The organism is Streptomyces kryoterrae, from assembly GCF_054072135.1.
In genome coordinates this window covers 7,722,413-7,738,306 of sequence record NZ_CM133358.1, presented here as the reverse complement: position 1 = coordinate 7,738,306, position 15,894 = coordinate 7,722,413, and the positions used below count along the sequence as shown (strand labels likewise).

Sequence of the window (15,894 nt, the reverse complement as noted above, 5' to 3'; positions counted from 1 at the left end):
CGCACGACGAACGAGGGCGCCCCGGTCCGACCGGGGCGCCCTCTTCTTCGTACGGCCAGATCTCAAATCTTCTTGGTCGGCTCCGCCTCGGCCTTGGCGACGTCCTCGGAGTCGGCCTTGCGCTCGTCCTCGTCGTCGGGTTCGGGCCCGGCCTTGTCCTCTGTCTTGTCCTCGGCCCCGGAGTCGGCCTTGCCGTCGCTATCCGTATCGGGCTCGGAATCGGAATCGGAATCAGCCTTCACCTCCGCCGATTCACCGTCACCCTTGTCGCTGTCATCACCCTCGGCACCGTCCTCCGCCGAACCGTCGGGGACATCCGCACCCGGCTCCACGACTTCCTCCCGGCCCGGCCGCTTCTTCGCCGAGAGCACGAAGTAGATCACCGCGAGGATGAAGACGAAGATCGCGGTCCAGTTGTTCAGCCGCATACCCATGATGTGGTGGGCGTCGTCGACGCGCAGGTACTCGATCCAGAAGCGTCCTACGCAGTACGTCGCGACGTACAGCGCGAACGCCCGGCCGTGTCCCAGTGTGAACCGGCGGTCGGCCCAGATGACCAGCAGCGCGACACCGACGCACCACAGGGACTCGTACAGGAACGTCGGGTGGTAGTAGCCCGGGACCCGGCCGTCGGTCGTGGAGGTGATGTGCAGCGCCCAGGGGAGGGTGGTCTCCCGCCCGTACAGCTCCTGGTTGAACCAGTTGCCCCATCGCCCGCACGCCTGTGCGAGGGCGATACCGGGGGCGAGGGCGTCGGCCCAGGCGGGCAGCGGGATACCGCGCCGGCGGCAGCCGATCCACGCACCCAGCCCACCGACGGCGATCGCGCCCCAGATACCGAGGCCGCCCTCCCAGATCTTGAAGGCGTCCACCCAGTCGCGGCCCTCGCTGAAGTACAGCTCGTAGTCCGTGATCACGTGATACAGGCGGCCACCGACCAGGCCGAAGGGCACGGCCCAGACCGCGATGTCGGCCACCGTGCCGGGTCGGCCACCGCGGGCGAGCCAGCGCTTGTTGCCGAGCCAGACCGCGACGAAGACACCGATGATGATGCAGAACGCGTAGCCGCGCAGCGGAATGGGTCCAAGGTGCAGCACCCCGCGCGACGGACTGGGAATGTAGGCGATTTCCATGGCAGCCCCGACGCTACCTTGACGGACGCGGCGGATGTGAGCCGCCCCGGGCAACGGCTCCATAACGGGCGGTGCCTCCGGTTCCGCCGACGACGGTGGACCGGAGGCACCCGGGACGCCCTGGGAACACCCAGCCGCTACGCCTTGTCGGCGGCCTCGACCAGCTGCTTGAGTTTCGCCGGGGTCATCGTCTGGTCCTGGTAGATGTTCTTCCCGTCGAGCAGCACGGTCGGCGTGCCGCCGAAACGGCCGCTCTGGAAGGCCTGGTTCGACTTCACGACCCAGCTGTTGTGCGTGCCGTCCTCGACACATGTCCGGAACGCGGGCGTGTCGAGCCCGTCGGCCTTCGCCGCCAGCTCGATGAGCCTGCTGTCCTTCGCGAAGGCGTCGTCGGTCTCCTGCGGCTGGTTCTCGTAGAGCACGTCGTGGTACGCGGTGAACTTGCCGGCGTCCTGGGCGCAGGCGGCGGCGTTGGCCGCGTGCCGGGAGCCGCTGCCGCCCATGTTGCCGTCGATGATCGTCGCCAGGTGGTACTGCACCTTCAGCTTGCCCGCATCCGTCAACTCATGGATGACCGCACGGTAGTTGGTCTCGAAGGACTGGCAGGCGGGACAGCGGAAGTCCTCCCACACCGTGAGCGTCGACTTGGCGCTCTCCTCGCCCACGGGGATCGCGAGGCTGTCCTTGCCCTGCGCGCCCGAGGGCGCCACGACCGGGCCGGCGCTCTCGCTCTTGCTGTCCTTTCCGGAGTTGGCGGCGACGACACCGATCACCGCCGCGAGTCCCAGCACGCAGACGACACTGGCGCCCACGATCAACGCCCGCCGCCGCTTCTCCGCGGACCTCTGCTTCTCACGCTCGACCGCCAGCCGCTCGCGGGCGGTGCGCTTTCCGTCACGATTCTTCTCGCTCACACCCCGCAGAACGAACCGGGGAGACGCATTGCGTCTCCCCGGCCCCAGGTCCACCCGTTCGGGCTACCTGTACGAAATGTCCCGCCCGGCTACGCGGTGCCGCGCACGCCCTTGGCGAGGTCGGCGGCGAGTTCCCGCACGGCCTCGACACCGGACGCGTGGTCCGGGGCGTCCAGCATCCGCTTCACGAAGGCCGATCCGACGATCACACCGTCGGCGAAGCCGGCGACCTCGGCGGCCTGGACCGCGTCGGAGACACCGAGCCCGACACAGACCGGCAGGTCGGTGCCGGTGCCCCGGGTGCGCCGGACCAGGTCCTGGGCCTGGGCGCCGACCGACGCCCGGGTTCCCGTGACGCCCATGAGCGAGGCGGCGTACACGAACCCGCTGCCCGCCGCAGTGATCTCGGCGAGCCGTGCGTCCCTGCTGCTGGGCGCGACGACGAACACGGTCGCGAGCCCGTGCTTCTCGGCGTGCTCCCTCCACAGCGCGGACTCCTGCACGGGCAGGTCGGGCAGGATGCACCCGGCGCCGCCCGCCTCAGCGAGTTCGGCGGTGAACCGCTCCACGCCGTAGCGGTCGATCGGGTTCCAGTACGTCATGACGAGCACCGGCTTCCCGGTGGCTGCGTACGCCTCCCGGACCGTGCGCATCACGTCCGCGATCCTGACGCCACCGCGCAGGGCGATGTCGTCGGCGGTCTGGATGACGGGCCCGTCGAGCACCGGGTCGCTGTGCGGCAGCCCGACCTCGACGATGTCGGCACCGCCCTCGAACACGGCCTTGATGGCGTCGATCCCGCCGTCGACGGTCGGGAACCCGGCGGGGAGGTACGCGATGAGCGCGGCGCGTCCCTCGGCCTTGGCGCCGGCGAGGGTGTCCGACAGCAGCCGAATGTTCCCGCTCACTTGGCGTCCCCCTCGATCTCGGCGGTGTCGGCCGCGTTCGCGGCGACCTCGGCATCGGTGTCGTACAGGTTGAAGTACCGGGCAGCGGTGTCCATGTCCTTGTCGCCGCGCCCGGAGAGGTTGATGACGATCAGCCCGTCCTTGCCGAGCTCCCTGCCGACCTCCAGGGCACCGGCCAGCGCGTGCGCGCTCTCGATGGCCGGGATGATGCCCTCGGTACGGGACAGCAGGCGCAGCGCCTGCATGGCGGCGTCGTCGGTCACCGCGCGGTACTCGGCGCGACCGCTGTCCTTGAGGTAGGAGTGCTCGGGCCCGATGCCCGGGTAGTCGAGTCCGGCGGAGATGGAGTAGGGCTCGGTGATCTGCCCCTCCTCGTCCTGCAGGACGTACGACCGCGACCCGTGCAGGATGCCCGGCTCACCGGCGGTGAGGGTGGCGGCGTGCTCGCCGGTCTCGACACCGTGCCCGGCGGGCTCGCACCCGATGAGCCGGACGTCGGCGTCGGGGATGAAGGCGTGGAAGAGCCCGATGGCGTTGGATCCGCCGCCGACACAGGCGACGGCGGCGTCGGGCAGCCGCCCGGCCTGCTCCAGAAGCTGCCGCCGGGCCTCGACACCGATCACCCGGTGGAAGTCGCGCACCATGGCCGGGAAGGGATGCGGGCCGGCCACGGTCCCGAACAGGTAGTGCGTGCGGTCGACGTTGGCGACCCAGTCGCGGAACGCCTCGTTGATGGCGTCCTTGAGGGTGCGCGACCCGGACTTCACGGCGACGACCTCGGCGCCGAGCATGCGCATCCGGGCGACGTTGAGGGCCTGGCGCCGGGTGTCGATCTCGCCCATGTAGATGGTGCACTCGAGCCCGAACAGCGCACAGGCGGTCGCGGTGGCGACCCCGTGCTGACCGGCACCGGTCTCGGCGATGACCCGGGTCTTGCCCATCCTCTTGGTGAGGAGGGCCTGTCCGAGCACGTTGTTGATCTTGTGGGACCCGGTGTGGTTCAGGTCCTCCCGCTTGAGGAAGACCCGGGCGCCACCGGCGTGCTCGGCGAACCGGCGCACCTCGGTGAGGGAACTGGGCCGCCCGGTGTAGTGGACAAGCAGATCGTCGAGCTCACGGGCGAACTCCGGGTCGGACTTCGCCTTGTCGTACTCGACGGCGACCTCGTCCACGGCGGCGACGAGCGCCTCCGGGATGAACTTGCCGCCGAAAGCACCGAAGTACCCGTCGACGTTGGGTACTTGACCCTCAAGGTCAGGAATGAAGAACTCACTGGACATACGGCTACCTCGCAGGGGCGGAGCCCCGGGGTCGAACCGGACAGGGGAAGCGTGAGGGGGACGCGCCGCCATGGGGGCGCGGGGCTGTGTCGATTTGCGGCTCCGCCGCGTGGGCGCGCCCAGCCACAACGAACCCGCGGCCGAAAACGCGCCCCTCGCGAAGCGCAAAGCCAGGGCGCAGCCCGAATCAGCCGAGCCGCACCCTACTGCCAAGCCCCGCAGGGCCATCGCATCCCGTTGACCTGTCCAGGCTCGTCCCCGATGACATAGCGAACCCGCCGCCCGTGCACACGCCTCGCGGGCGCGCGGCAGCCACGGGGTCGGCAGCCGCGCGCGAGGCGGGCGTACCGGTCCATGGGTGCCAGGGTGAGTGTCATCGGGGTCAACTCTAGCGGGGGATCAGCCGCGGCCGTGGCGCAACGCGGGATGCTCGCCCGCCGCCACCAGGTCCGACACCGCGGACTTGGGGTCACGGCCGGTCACGAGGGACTCGCCCACCAGCACCGCGTCGGCGCCCGCGTTGGCGTACGCGATCAGATCGTGCGGGCCACGGACACCGGACTCGGCGATCTTGACGACGCTGTCGGGGATCTCGGGGGCGACCCGCTCGAACGTGGTGCGGTCGACCTCCAGCGTCTTCAGGTCGCGCGCGTTGACACCGATGATCCGGGCCCCCGCGTCGACCGCCCGCTCGACCTCCTCCTCGTCGTGCACCTCGACGAGCGGGGTGAGCCCGATGGACTCGGCGCGCTCGATGAGGGACTCCAGGGCGGACTGGTCGAGGGCGGAGACGATCAGCAGGGCCAGATCCGCGCCGTACGCCCGCGCCTCCCACAGCTGGTACGACGTGACGATGAAGTCCTTGCGCAGCACCGGGATGTCCACCCGGGCGCGCACCGCCTCCAGATCCGCCAGTGAGCCGCCGAAGCGGCGCTGTTCGGTGAGGACGGAGATGACGGCCGCGCCGCCCGCCTCGTAGTCCGCCGCGAGGCCGGCGGGGTCGGCGATCGCCGCGAGGGCGCCCTTGGAGGGGCTGGACCGCTTGACCTCGCAGATGACCTTGACGCCGTCGCCGCGCAGTGCGGCGACCCCGTCCTTGGCGGCGGGAGCCTTCGCCGCGCGCTCCTTCAGCTCGTCGAGGCTGACGCGCGCCTGTCGCTCCGCGAGGTCGGCACGGACTCCGTCGATGATCTCGTCGAGCACACTCACGCGAGCGGCCCCCTTCCGGACGGTAGGCGATCGGCTGTTCAAGCCGTTCGCACCAATTGAAGCTGCACAAACTGTCAAAGTAGGTCACTCCGATGGTATCCGGAGGAGGGCAAGCCCCTCGCATCCGGTTGACACCGGTCCCACTACCTGGACATTCATCATTTGATCAAGGGTGGAGCCAGCCACCGAACGGCAGGTTCCGGACAACCGTGAAGACCAGCAGCAACGCGCCCAGGCTCCACAGCTGCACCGGCCCGAGGTCGATCCGCATCGGCCGTCCGCGCACCGCGCGAACCACCCAGACGGTCCACAGGACGGCGAAGGCCACGTATCCCGTCACGGCGAGCGCGTTGGCCCCGAGGGCCGTCACCCAGTCGCCGTGCACGAAGGCGTAGGCGCTGCGCAGTCCGCCGCAGCCCGGGCAGTACACGCCGGTCAGCCGCAGCAGCGGGCAGACGGGGTAGTGGCCGGGTCGGTTGGGGTCGACCGTCCCGACGTAGGCGAAGGCCCCGACGACGGCCGCGAGGACGCCGACAGGCACGGCCACCCGTCCCGCCACGGCACCGGCGCCCGTCGGCACGCCCTGCTGAGCCCGCTCGGTGTTCACCCCACGCATTGTGCCCCCTGCGGGGCGTACACGCCCGAGGGGCGGCCCGGCGCTTTCGGCGGGCCGCCCCTGCCGGTCCGAAAACCGGTCCCCTACGGGGTTCAGCTCCCGGCACCCGCCGGCTCGCGCGTGACCTGGTGGCCCTCGCGGCCCTGGGTGGTCGGCTTCTGCTTGCCGAGGCCCATCGCGGCCATGATCCAGCCGACGACACCGCCGAGGACCGAGAGCACCATGCCGGCCCAGAAGCCCAGCGGCTCCGCCATCACCATGAAGGCGCCTGCTACGCAGAAACCGATGATGGAGATGGTGACGCCGGTCCAGGCGGCCAAAGTGTGACCGTGGCTGCTGCCCGCCATGACTTGCTCCTCGTTGCTGAGTTGCTGGTTGCTGAGTTGTTGAGTCGTTGAGTCGTTGAACGCGGTACGTGGGTGAGCCGGACGCTCGTCGCTCATTGTCCCGCACGCGCACGCGTGGGGAATGCCCGGGGTCGACCCAGCGACTCGCCCGGGCCTGAACAAGCCCGGCGAAGGCGGCAATCGCCCGGCAGGGGCGCGAGGCCGCGTCGATCTGCGGCTCCCCCGCGTGGGCGCGGCCGGCCATCACGGACCCGCAGACAACGCACCGCCCTTCGAGCGGGTGCCTACGCCCCCGTCGGGTCCTCGCCCCGGTCGAGGGCCTTCCAGATCTCCTCGGGCCGGTCGGGGTCGGCGGCCCTCGCCCGGGGGCGCGGACGGGGCGCGCCGGCTCGCTCGTACCGGCCGGACATGGCGGGCCACAGGCGGCCGTAGCGCAGGGCGAGGAGGCCGGCGAGGAGGATCAGCGCGCCGCCGACGGCTGCCGCGTACGGCCAGGCGGTGTGGCTGAGGGTGCTCACGGTGGCGGCGGTGTCGCCGGTGACCCGCGCGGCCTTCTCGTCGAGCGCGGAGCTGTCGGAGGCGCCGAGGACGGCCGCGGCGACCGTGCCGGCGCCGGACAGCGCGAGCAGGGCGGCGACCAGGAGGCGGCCGGAGCGGCGGACGGCGAAGACGGCGACGAGCGCGGCGAGGCCCACTATGGCGAGGGCCGCGGGCACGCCCGTGACGTCGCTGCCGCTGGCGGTCAGCGGAAAGGCGCCGCCGGCCACCGTCGTGGTGCCCTCGGACCAGCGCTGGCGGGTGGCGAGCAGCGCGACGGCCGCGCCGAGCGCACCGGCCAGCAGGGCGACGGCGAGGCTGAGCCGGCCGGCCCGGCCGGGAAGGGGGGCTTCGGAACGCGGGGAAGGTACGGGTACGGCAGTCACGTACCCCACTATCGCCTGAACCCCGGGTGAACCGTCACCCGGGGCTTACGTGAGAAGCGCCCCATTCGTGGGAAACGCCCTACCGTCCGAGGCGGTTCGCCGTGTGGACCGCGCGCAGGACGGCCGCCGCCTTGTTGCGGCACTCGTTGTCCTCCGCGACCGGGTCGGAGTCGGCGACGACGCCGGCGCCCGCCTGGACGTACGCCGTGCCGCCGCGCAGGAGGGCCGTGCGGATGGCGATGGCGGTGTCGGAGTCGCCCGCGAAGTCGAGATAGCCGACGGCGCCGCCGTACAACCCCCGCCTGGACGGCTCCAGTTCGTCGATGATCTGCATCGCGCGCGGCTTGGGCGCTCCGGAGAGCGTGCCGGCCGGGAAGCAGGCCGTCAGGACGTCGAAGGCGGTACGGCCGGGCGCCACGCGGCCGGTGACGGTCGAGACGATGTGCATGACGTGCGAGTACCGCTCGACGGACATGAAGTCGACGACCTCGACGGAGCCGGGCTCACAGACCCGGCCGAGGTCGTTGCGCCCGAGGTCGACGAGCATGAGGTGCTCGGCGCGCTCCTTGGGGTCGGCGAGCAGCTCCTCGGCGAGTGCCTGGTCCTCCTGCGGGGTCGCCCCGCGGTGCCGGGTGCCCGCGATGGGGTGAACCATCGCGCGCCCGTCCTCGACCTTGACGAGGGCCTCGGGGGACGATCCGACGACGTCGAACCCGTCGAAGCGGAACAGGTACATGTACGGGGACGGGTTGGTGGCGCGCAGAACCCGGTAGACGTCCAACGCGCTTGCCGTGCACGGTGTTTCGAAGCGCTGGGAGGGAACCACCTGGAAGGCCTCCCCGGCCCGGATGCGCTCCTTGATGTCCTCGACGGCCACCTGGTAGTCGGGGCCGCCCCACAGGGCCGTGTACTCGGGGAGTTCGGAGGGCGGGAGCACGGCGGGGGGCTGGGAGACCGCGCGCGAGAGGTCGGCCTGCATGGCGTCGAGGCGGGCCACGGCGTCGGCGTACGCCTCGTCGACGCCCGTGTCGAGGTCGTTGTGGTTGATCGCGTTGGCGATCAGCAGGACCGAGCCCTCCCAGTGGTCCATGACGGCCAGGTCGCTGGTGAGCAGCATGGTCAGCTCGGGCAGCTTGAGGTCGTCACGCTCGCCGGGGCCGATCTTCTCCAGGCGGCGCACGATGTCGTAGCCGAGGTAGCCGACCATGCCACCGGTGAACGGCGGCAGGCCCTCCTGATGGGGGGTGTGGAGGGTCTCGATGGTGGCGCGCAGGGCGGCGAGCGGGTCACCGTCCGTGGGCACGCCGACGGGCGGGGTGCCGAGCCAGTGGGCCTCGCCGTCGCGGGCCGTGAGGGTGGCGCCGGAGCGGACGCCGACGAAGGAGTAGCGGGACCAGGACCGACCGTTCTCGGCGGACTCCAGCAGGAAGGTGCCGGAGCGCTCGGCGGCGAGCTTGCGGTAGAGCGCGACCGGGGTGTCGCCGTCGGCGAGGAGCTTGCGGGTGACGGGGATGACGCGCCGGTCGGTGGCCAGCTTGCGGAAGGTCTCGAGGTCCATGCCCGCTGACCTTACTGACCTTGCGGGAGTACGCCGGAATCGGCGTCCTCGAACGACACGTCGAGCAGGACGTCGGCGTCGAAGCAGTTCCGCGCGCCGGTGTGGCAGGCGGCGCCCACCTGGTCGACCTTGACGAGCACGGTGTCGGCGTCGCAGTCGAGGGCGACGGACTTCACGTGCTGGAAGTGGCCGGAGGTGTCGCCCTTGACCCAGTACTCCTGGCGGCTGCGCGACCAGTAGGTGCAGCGGCCGGTGGTCAGGGTGCGGTGGAGCGCCTCGTCGTCCATCCAGCCGAGCATGAGCACCTCACCGGTGTCGTACTGCTGGGCGACGGCGGGGACGAGCCCGTCGGGGCCGCGCTTGAGGCGTGCGGCGATCTCCGGGGCCAGGGGGCTGGGGCCGCCGGTCCTGCTGGGCGGAGGCGTGCTGCTGGTCATGGGGCCATTGTGCCGCGCTCCACCGACACTCCCCGTAGATGTCCATTGGGCGGACCGTGGGGACAGTCGTACGCTTGCTGGCATGTCTACCTACGCGAAGCGTGAACGACTTCTTCTCGCCGACCTGTTGGAGACCGAGGGTCCCGACGCGCCGACCCTGTGCGAGGGCTGGCGGACCCGTGATCTCGCCGCTCACGTGGTGGTGCGCGAGCGCCGCCCGGACGCCGCAGGCGGACTGCTGATCAAGCAGCTCGGCTCCCGTCTCGAGCGGGTGATGGCGGAGTTCGCCGACAAGCCGTACGACGAGCTGATCCAGCTCATCCGTACCGGCCCGCCGCGTTTCTCGCCGTTCTCACTGAAGCAGGTGGACGAGGCGTCGAACACCGTCGAGTTCTACGTCCACACGGAGGACGTCCGCCGGGCGCGGCCCGACTGGACGCCCCGCGAGCTGGACCCGGTCTTCCAGGACGCCCTGTGGTCCCGGCTGGAGCGCACCGCCCGTCTGACGGGCCGCGGCGCGGCGACGGGCCTGGTGCTGCGCCGCCCGGACGGCCAGACGGCGGTCGCCCACCGCGGTACCCCGGTGGTCACGGTGACCGGCGAGCCGTCCGAGCTGCTGCTGTTCGTGTACGGCCGCCAGAACGTCGCCGATGTGGAGCTGGAGGGCGACAAGGACGCGATCGCGAAGCTGCACGAGTCGAAACAGCTGGGCATCTGAGCTCCGGGCCGGGCGCGTCTCCGCGCCCGGCCCACGCCGCTCAGACCTGTCGGACGGGGTGCCCGGCGTTCCGCAACGTCTCCTTGACCTGCCCGATCCGCAGATCCCCGAAGTGGAACACGGAGGCCGCCAGGACGGCGTCCGCGCCCGCGGCGACGGCGGGCGGGAAGTCGGCGAGGCTGCCCGCTCCCCCGCTGGCGATCAGCGGCACGCGCACGTGCTTGCGTACGGCCTCGATCATCTCGATGTCGTAGCCGTCCTTGGTGCCGTCCGCGTCCATCGAGTTGAGCAGGATCTCGCCGGCGCCCAGTTCGGCGGCCTGGTGCGCCCACTCGACCGCGTCGATTCCGGTACCACGCCGGCCACCGTGGGTGGTGACCTCGAAGGACCCGGATTCGGTGCGGCGGGCGTCCACGGACAGCACCAGCACCTGGCGGCCGAACCGCTCGGCGATCTCGCGGATCAGTTCCGGACGCGCGATGGCGGCCGTGTTGACGCCCACCTTGTCGGCACCGGCGCGCAGCAGCTTGTCGACGTCCTCGGCCGCGCGCACCCCGCCGCCCACGGTCAGCGGGATGAACACCTGTTCGGCGGTGCGCCGCACCACGTCGTAGGTGGTCTCGCGGTTGCCCGAGGAGGCGGTGATGTCCAGGAACGTCAGTTCGTCGGCGCCCTCGGCGTCGTACACCTTGGCCATCTCGACGGGGTCGCCCGCGTCGCGGAGGTTCTGGAAGTTGACGCCCTTGACGACCCGGCCGTTGTCCACGTCCAGGCAGGGGATGACTCGTACGGCAAGGGTCATGCTGCGGACACCCCTCGGAACGCCTCCACCTCGACCTCGACGACCAGACTGGGGTCCACGAGGCCGGCGACGATGATCATGGACGCGGCCGGCCGGACGGAGTCGAACAGCTCCTTGTGAGCGCGTCCGATGTCGTCCACGTCGCGCGCGTGGGTGATGTACATGCGCGTGCGCACCACGTCGTCGCGGCCGAGGCCCAGCTGCTCCAGCGCCGCGAAGGCGACGTTGAAGGCGTTGACCGCCTGCTCGTAGGGACCGCCGCCGGCGATCTCGCCGTCCACGATCGAGGTGCAGCCGGAGACCAGCACCAGGCCGTTGGGCAGCTCCACCGCGCGGGAGTACCCGAAGGTGTCCTCCCAGGGCGCACCGGTCGTGACACGCCGTACGTCGCTCACTTGGCCACCGCCTCCAAGGCCTCTTCCAGGGTGAACGCCTTCGCGTACAGGGCCTTCCCGACGATGGAGCCCTCGACACCGAGGGGTACCAGCTCGGCGATGGCCCGCAGGTCGTCCAGCGACGACACGCCGCCGGACGCCACGACCGGCCGGTCGGTCGCCGCGCAGACGTTCCTCAGCAGCTCCAGGTTCGGGCCCTGGAGCGTGCCGTCCTTGGCGATGTCGGTCACGACATACCGCGCGCAGCCCTCGGAGTCGAGACGCTCCAGCGTCTCGTAGAGGTCGCCGCCGTCCCGGGTCCAGCCGCGTCCGCGGAGGGTGGTTCCGCGTACGTCCAGACCGACCGCGATCTTGTCGCCGTGCTCGGCGATGACCTTGGCGACCCACTCCGGGGTCTCCAGGGCGGCCGTGCCGAGATTCACCCGGGTGCAGCCGGTGGCGAGGGCCGCGGCCAGCGTGTCGTCGTCCCGGATGCCGCCGGACAGCTCCACCTTGATGTCCATCGCGCCGGCGACCTCGGCGATCAGCTCGCGGTTGTCGCCGGTGCCGAAGGCGGCGTCCAGGTCGACCAGGTGCAGCCACTCGGCACCCGAGCGCTGCCAGGCGAGGGCTGCCTCCAGGGGGGAGCCGTACGAGGTCTCCGTACCGGACTCGCCGTGCACGAGGCGGACGGCCTGGCCGTCGCGGACGTCCACGGCGGGGAGGAGTTTGAGCTTCGCGGAAGAGATCGAGGGCATCAGAGGGTTCCGATCCAGTTGTTCAACAGCTGCGCTCCGGCGTCGCCGGACTTCTCGGGGTGGAACTGGGTGGCCCACAGGGCGCCGTTCTCGACGGCCGACACAAAGGGCTTGCCGTGCGTCGACCAGGTGACCCTGGGGGCACGCATCGCGGCGTTCGTGATCTCCAGGGACCAGTCGTGGACGGCGTACGAGTGGACGAAGTAGAAGCGCGCGTCGGCGTCCAGGCCCGCGAAGAGCTGGGAGTCGGCCGGGGCCTCGACGGTGTTCCAGCCCATGTGGGGCACGATGTCGGCCTGGAGCGGCTCCACGGAGCCGGGCCACTCGTCGAGGCCCTCGGTCTCCACGCCGTGCTCGATACCGCGCGCGAAGAGGATCTGCATGCCCACGCAGATGCCCAGCACGGGGCGCCCGCCGGACAGCCGTCGCCCGACGATCCAGTCGCCGCGCGCCTCCTTGAGGCCATGCATACAGGCGGCGAAGGCGCCGACGCCCGGCACCAGCAGCCCGTCCGCGTTCATCGCCGTGTCGAAGTCACGCGTTATCTCGACGTCGGCGCCCGCGCGCGCGAGAGCGCGTTCGGCGGACCGCACGTTCCCGAAGCCGTAGTCGAAGACGACCACCTTCTTGGACGCTGTCGCGCTCAATTCCATACCTCCAGCCTCATGACACCCGCGACCAGACACATCGCGGCGCCTATCGAGAGCAGCACGATGAGGCTCATCGGCATCTTCTGCTTGACGAAGGAGTAGATCCCGCCGAGCAGGAAGAGTCCGACGACGATCAGGATGGTGGAGAGGCCGCTCATGGCTTACAGGGCGCCCTTCGTGGAGGGGAGGATGCCCGCCGCGCGCGGGTCGCGCTCGGAGGCGTACCGCAGCGCCCGTGCGAGGGCCTTGAACTGGCACTCCACGATGTGGTGCGCGTTGCGACCGTAGGGCACGTGCACGTGCAGCGCGATCTGGGCCTGGGCGACGAAGGACTCCAGGATGTGCCGGGTCATCGTGGTGTCGTACTCGCCGATCATCGGCGCCATCTTCTCGGGCTCGGTGTGCACGAGGTAGGGGCGGCCGGACAGGTCCACCGTCACCTGGGCGAGGGACTCGTCCAGGGGGACCGTGCAGTTGCCGAAGCGGTAGATGCCGACCTTGTCGCCGAGCGCCTGCTTGAAGGCGGCGCCGAGGGCGAGGGCGGTGTCCTCGATGGTGTGGTGCGAGTCGATGTGCAGGTCGCCCTCGGTCTTCACGGTCAGGTCGAACAGACCGTGCCGGCCGAGCTGGTCGAGCATGTGGTCGTAGAAGCCGACGCCCGTCGACACCTCGACCTTGCCGGTGCCGTCGAGATCGATCTCGACGAGGACCGACGTCTCCTTGGTGGTGCGCTCCACGCGTCCGACGCGGCTCATGACTTGCCCTGCGCTTTCTTCAGTTCACGTACCGCGTCGAGGAACGCGTCGTTTTCGGCGGGAGTTCCGGCGGTGACCCGCAGCCATCCCGGTACACCGTTGTCCCGGACCAGAACGCCTTGGTCGAGGATCTTCTGCCAGGCGACATGGGAGTCCGCGAAGGTGCCGAACTGTACGAAGTTGGCGTCGGACTCGGTGACGTCGAACCCGATGGCGCGCAGTTCGGCGACCAGCCGGTCCCGCTCGGCCTTCAGCTGCTCGACGTACTTGAGCAGCGTGTCGGTGTGCTCCAGGGCCGCCAGCGCGGTCGCCTGCGCCACGGCCGACAGGTGGTACGGCAGCCGTACGAGCTGTACGGCGTCGACGACTGCCGGGTGCGCGGCGAGATAGCCGAGGCGCAGACCCGCCGCGCCGAACGCCTTCGACATGGTCCGCGAGACGACGAGATTCGGCCGTCCTTCGATCAGCGGCAGCAGTGAGTCGCCGTGGCTGAACTCGACGTACGCCTCGTCGACCACCACCATCGACGGCCTGGCGGCCTGCGCGGCCTCGTACAGCGCGAGGACGGTCTCGCGCGGGACCGCGTTACCGGTGGGGTTGTTGGGGGTGGTGATGAACACGACGTCGGGCCGGTGCTCGGCGATGGCCTTCTCGGCCGCCGGGAGATCGATGGTGAAGTCGTCGTTGCGGGGGCCGGAGATCCACCCGGTGCCCGTCCCGCGCGCGATGAGCCCGTGCATCGAGTACGACGGCTCGAAGCCGATCGCGGTACGGCCGGGCCCGCCGAAGGTCTGCAGCAGCTGCTGGATGACCTCGTTGGAGCCGTTGGCGGCCCACACGTTGGCGAGGCCGACCTCGTGCCCCGAGGTGTCGGTCAGATACCTGGCGAGCTGCGTGCGCAGCTCCACGGCGTCCCGGTCGGGGTAGCGGTTGAGGTTCCGGGCCGCCTCGCGCACCCGCTCGGCGATACGCTCGACGAGCGCTTCGGGCAGCGGGTAGGGGTTCTCGTTGGTGTTCAGCCGTACGGGGACGTCGAGCTGGGGCGCGCCGTACGGCGACTTGCCGCGCAGCTCGTCCCGTACGGGGAGATCGTCGATGCCGGTCACTTGCTTCCGGGTACCTTCCAGTCGAACCGAGCCTTGACCGCCGCGCCGTGCGCGGGCAGGTCCTCCGCCTCCGCCAGCGTCACCACGTGCCGCGCCACGTCGGCCAGCGCGTCCCGCGTGTAGTCGACGATGTGGATGCCGCGCAGGAAGGACTGGACGGAGAGACCGGAGGAGTGGCAGGCGCAGCCGCCGGTCGGCAGGACGTGGTTGGACCCGGCCGCGTAGTCGCCGAGCGAGACCGGCGACCAGGGCCCGACGAAGATCGCGCCGGCGTTGCGCACCCGGTCGGCCACGGCCGCCGCGTTCGCGGTCTGGATCTCCAGGTGCTCGGCGCCGTAGGCGTTGACGACCCGCAGCCCTTCCTCGACACCGTCCACGACGACGATCGCGGACTGCCGGCCGGCCAGCGCCGGGGCGATCCGGTCCTCGATGTGCCTGGTGGCCGCGACCTGCGGTTCCAGCTCCTTCTCGACCGCGTCCGCGAGCGCCACGGAGTCCGTGACGAGGACGGCGGCGGCCAGCGGGTCGTGCTCGGCCTGGCTGATCAGGTCGGCGGCGACGTGCACCGGGTCGGCGGTGTCGTCGGCGAGGATCGCGATCTCGGTCGGGCCGGCCTCGGTGTCGATGCCGATCCTCCCCGCGAAGTACCGCTTGGCGGCGGCGACCCAGATGTTGCCGGGGCCGGTCACCATGTTGGCGGGCGCGCACGACTCGGTGCCGTACGCGAACATCGCGACGGCGGTGGCGCCACCGGCCGCGTACACCTCGTCGACGCCGAGGAGGGCGCAGGCGGCGAGGATGGTGGGGTGCGGCAGCCCGTCGAACTCGGCCTGGGCCGGGGAGGCGAGGGCGATCGACTCGACGCCCGCCTCCTGCGCGGGCACGACGTTCATGATCACGGAGGACGGGTACACGGACCGGCCGCCGGGCGCGTACAGCCCGACCCGGTCCACGGGCACCCACTTCTCGGTGACCGAGCCACCGGGCACGACCTGGGTCGTGTGCGTCGTACGGCGCTGCTCGCGGTGGACGAGACGGGCGCGGCGGATGGACTCCTCCAGGGCCGCGCGGACGGCCGGGTCGAGCTGCTCCAGCGCGTCGGCGAGGGCGCGGGCGGGCACGCGTACGGATTCCAGCCGTACTCCGTCGAACTTCTCGGCGAAGTCGATCAGCGCCGCGTCGCCCCGGTGATGCACGGCCTCGCAGATCGGACGCACCTTCTCCAGGGCGGCCGAGACGTCGAAGTCGGCTCGGGGCAGCAGGTCGCGCAGGGCGGGTCCCTCAGGGAGGGCGTCGCCGCGCAGATCGATTCGAGAGATCACGCGGTCAATTCTCTCAGACGGGGATCGGGCGCCGTTCGCGCGTATCAGTGGCTGATACAGAGCGTTGCGAACCCCCGCAGGGGA

General features: G+C 70.9%; 20 protein-coding genes. 1 reads left to right on the top strand and 19 read right to left on the bottom strand.

Annotation, left to right across the window (positions count from 1 at the left end; genetic code table 11):
- Positions 1 to 62 precede the first annotated feature (62 nt).
- From lgt to hisI, 11 genes are all read right to left on the bottom strand, one after another.
- On the bottom strand, positions 63 to 1,133 hold the full coding sequence (gene lgt / locus ACW4TU_RS34320) for a prolipoprotein diacylglyceryl transferase (protein WP_457419630.1): 1,071 nt from the start codon (positions 1,131 to 1,133) through the stop codon (positions 63 to 65).
- A 137-nt stretch (positions 1,134 to 1,270) separates the two neighbouring features.
- Positions 1,271 to 2,047: a DsbA family protein gene (locus ACW4TU_RS34315; RefSeq protein WP_457419628.1), complete on the bottom strand. Its 777-nt coding sequence runs from the start codon at positions 2,045 to 2,047 to the stop codon at positions 1,271 to 1,273.
- 89 nt (positions 2,048 to 2,136) lie between these two features.
- Complete coding sequence (gene trpA, locus ACW4TU_RS34310) at positions 2,137 to 2,955, bottom strand: tryptophan synthase subunit alpha (protein WP_457419626.1); 819 nt, start codon at positions 2,953 to 2,955, stop codon at positions 2,137 to 2,139.
- Positions 2,952 to 4,235 carry a tryptophan synthase subunit beta gene (gene trpB / locus ACW4TU_RS34305; RefSeq protein WP_457419624.1) on the bottom strand — a complete coding sequence of 428 codons (1,284 nt, stop codon included), beginning with the start codon at positions 4,233 to 4,235 and terminating at the stop codon, positions 2,952 to 2,954. Before trpB ends, trpA begins: the two co-directional genes overlap by 4 nt.
- Positions 4,236 to 4,438: 203 nt before the next feature.
- Positions 4,439 to 4,612, bottom strand: coding sequence for a tryptophan biosynthesis modulator TrpM (gene trpM, locus ACW4TU_RS34300; RefSeq protein ID WP_457419622.1), 174 nt, complete (start codon positions 4,610 to 4,612; stop codon positions 4,439 to 4,441).
- A 22-nt stretch (positions 4,613 to 4,634) separates the two neighbouring features.
- Entirely contained in the window at positions 4,635 to 5,444 is an 810-nt protein-coding gene (trpC, locus tag ACW4TU_RS34295) for an indole-3-glycerol phosphate synthase TrpC (protein ID WP_457419620.1), read from the bottom strand.
- A gap of 166 nt (positions 5,445 to 5,610) precedes the next feature.
- The gene (locus tag ACW4TU_RS34290) at positions 5,611 to 6,060 is read right to left on the bottom strand and encodes a DUF2752 domain-containing protein (RefSeq protein ID WP_457419618.1); all 450 of its coding nucleotides are present in this window, start codon (positions 6,058 to 6,060) and stop codon (positions 5,611 to 5,613) included.
- 92 nt (positions 6,061 to 6,152) lie between these two features.
- On the bottom strand, positions 6,153 to 6,407 hold the full coding sequence (locus ACW4TU_RS34285; RefSeq protein WP_457419616.1) for an HGxxPAAW family protein: 255 nt from the start codon (positions 6,405 to 6,407) through the stop codon (positions 6,153 to 6,155).
- A gap of 284 nt (positions 6,408 to 6,691) precedes the next feature.
- Complete coding sequence (locus tag ACW4TU_RS34280; protein WP_457419614.1) at positions 6,692 to 7,339, bottom strand: TIGR02234 family membrane protein; 648 nt, start codon at positions 7,337 to 7,339, stop codon at positions 6,692 to 6,694.
- A 70-nt stretch (positions 7,340 to 7,409) separates the two neighbouring features.
- Positions 7,410 to 8,888 (bottom strand): anthranilate synthase component I, encoded by a 1,479-nt coding sequence (locus ACW4TU_RS34275; protein ID WP_457419612.1) that lies wholly within the window; start codon positions 8,886 to 8,888, stop codon positions 7,410 to 7,412.
- A gap of 11 nt (positions 8,889 to 8,899) precedes the next feature.
- Entirely contained in the window at positions 8,900 to 9,325 is a 426-nt protein-coding gene (gene hisI, locus ACW4TU_RS34270) for a phosphoribosyl-AMP cyclohydrolase (protein WP_457419610.1), read from the bottom strand.
- 82 nt (positions 9,326 to 9,407) lie between these two features.
- On the opposite strand from hisI, the gene ACW4TU_RS34265 reads away from it, so the two are divergent.
- On the top strand, positions 9,408 to 10,043 hold the full coding sequence (locus ACW4TU_RS34265; protein WP_457419608.1) for a TIGR03085 family metal-binding protein: 636 nt from the start codon (positions 9,408 to 9,410) through the stop codon (positions 10,041 to 10,043).
- A gap of 40 nt (positions 10,044 to 10,083) precedes the next feature.
- Here ACW4TU_RS34265 and hisF read toward each other — a convergent pair whose 3' ends face one another.
- The 8 genes from hisF to hisD are packed head-to-tail and all read right to left on the bottom strand — an operon-like array spanning position 10,084 to position 15,810.
- A complete protein-coding gene (hisF, locus tag ACW4TU_RS34260) occupies positions 10,084 to 10,845 on the bottom strand; it encodes an imidazole glycerol phosphate synthase subunit HisF (RefSeq protein ID WP_457419606.1) in 762 nt (253 codons plus the stop codon).
- Entirely contained in the window at positions 10,842 to 11,240 is a 399-nt protein-coding gene (locus tag ACW4TU_RS34255) for a RidA family protein (RefSeq protein ID WP_457419604.1), read from the bottom strand. Before ACW4TU_RS34255 ends, hisF begins: the two co-directional genes overlap by 4 nt.
- Positions 11,237 to 11,977, bottom strand: coding sequence for a bifunctional 1-(5-phosphoribosyl)-5-((5-phosphoribosylamino)methylideneamino)imidazole-4-carboxamide isomerase/phosphoribosylanthranilate isomerase PriA (priA, locus tag ACW4TU_RS34250; protein WP_457419602.1), 741 nt, complete (start codon positions 11,975 to 11,977; stop codon positions 11,237 to 11,239). Before priA ends, ACW4TU_RS34255 begins: the two co-directional genes overlap by 4 nt.
- A complete protein-coding gene (hisH, locus tag ACW4TU_RS34245) occupies positions 11,977 to 12,630 on the bottom strand; it encodes an imidazole glycerol phosphate synthase subunit HisH (RefSeq protein ID WP_457419600.1) in 654 nt (217 codons plus the stop codon). The genes priA and hisH overlap by 1 nt, the downstream gene beginning before the upstream one ends.
- The gene (locus tag ACW4TU_RS34240; protein ID WP_203690639.1) at positions 12,621 to 12,785 is read right to left on the bottom strand and encodes a hypothetical protein; all 165 of its coding nucleotides are present in this window, start codon (positions 12,783 to 12,785) and stop codon (positions 12,621 to 12,623) included. The genes hisH and ACW4TU_RS34240 overlap by 10 nt, the downstream gene beginning before the upstream one ends.
- Positions 12,786 to 12,788: 3 nt before the next feature.
- On the bottom strand, positions 12,789 to 13,382 hold the full coding sequence (gene hisB, locus ACW4TU_RS34235) for an imidazoleglycerol-phosphate dehydratase HisB (RefSeq protein WP_006377508.1): 594 nt from the start codon (positions 13,380 to 13,382) through the stop codon (positions 12,789 to 12,791).
- Positions 13,379 to 14,488 (bottom strand): histidinol-phosphate transaminase, encoded by a 1,110-nt coding sequence (locus ACW4TU_RS34230; protein ID WP_457419597.1) that lies wholly within the window; start codon positions 14,486 to 14,488, stop codon positions 13,379 to 13,381. Before ACW4TU_RS34230 ends, hisB begins: the two co-directional genes overlap by 4 nt.
- Complete coding sequence (gene hisD / locus ACW4TU_RS34225) at positions 14,485 to 15,810, bottom strand: histidinol dehydrogenase (protein WP_457419595.1); 1,326 nt, start codon at positions 15,808 to 15,810, stop codon at positions 14,485 to 14,487. The genes ACW4TU_RS34230 and hisD overlap by 4 nt, the downstream gene beginning before the upstream one ends.
- Positions 15,811 to 15,894 lie beyond the last annotated feature (84 nt).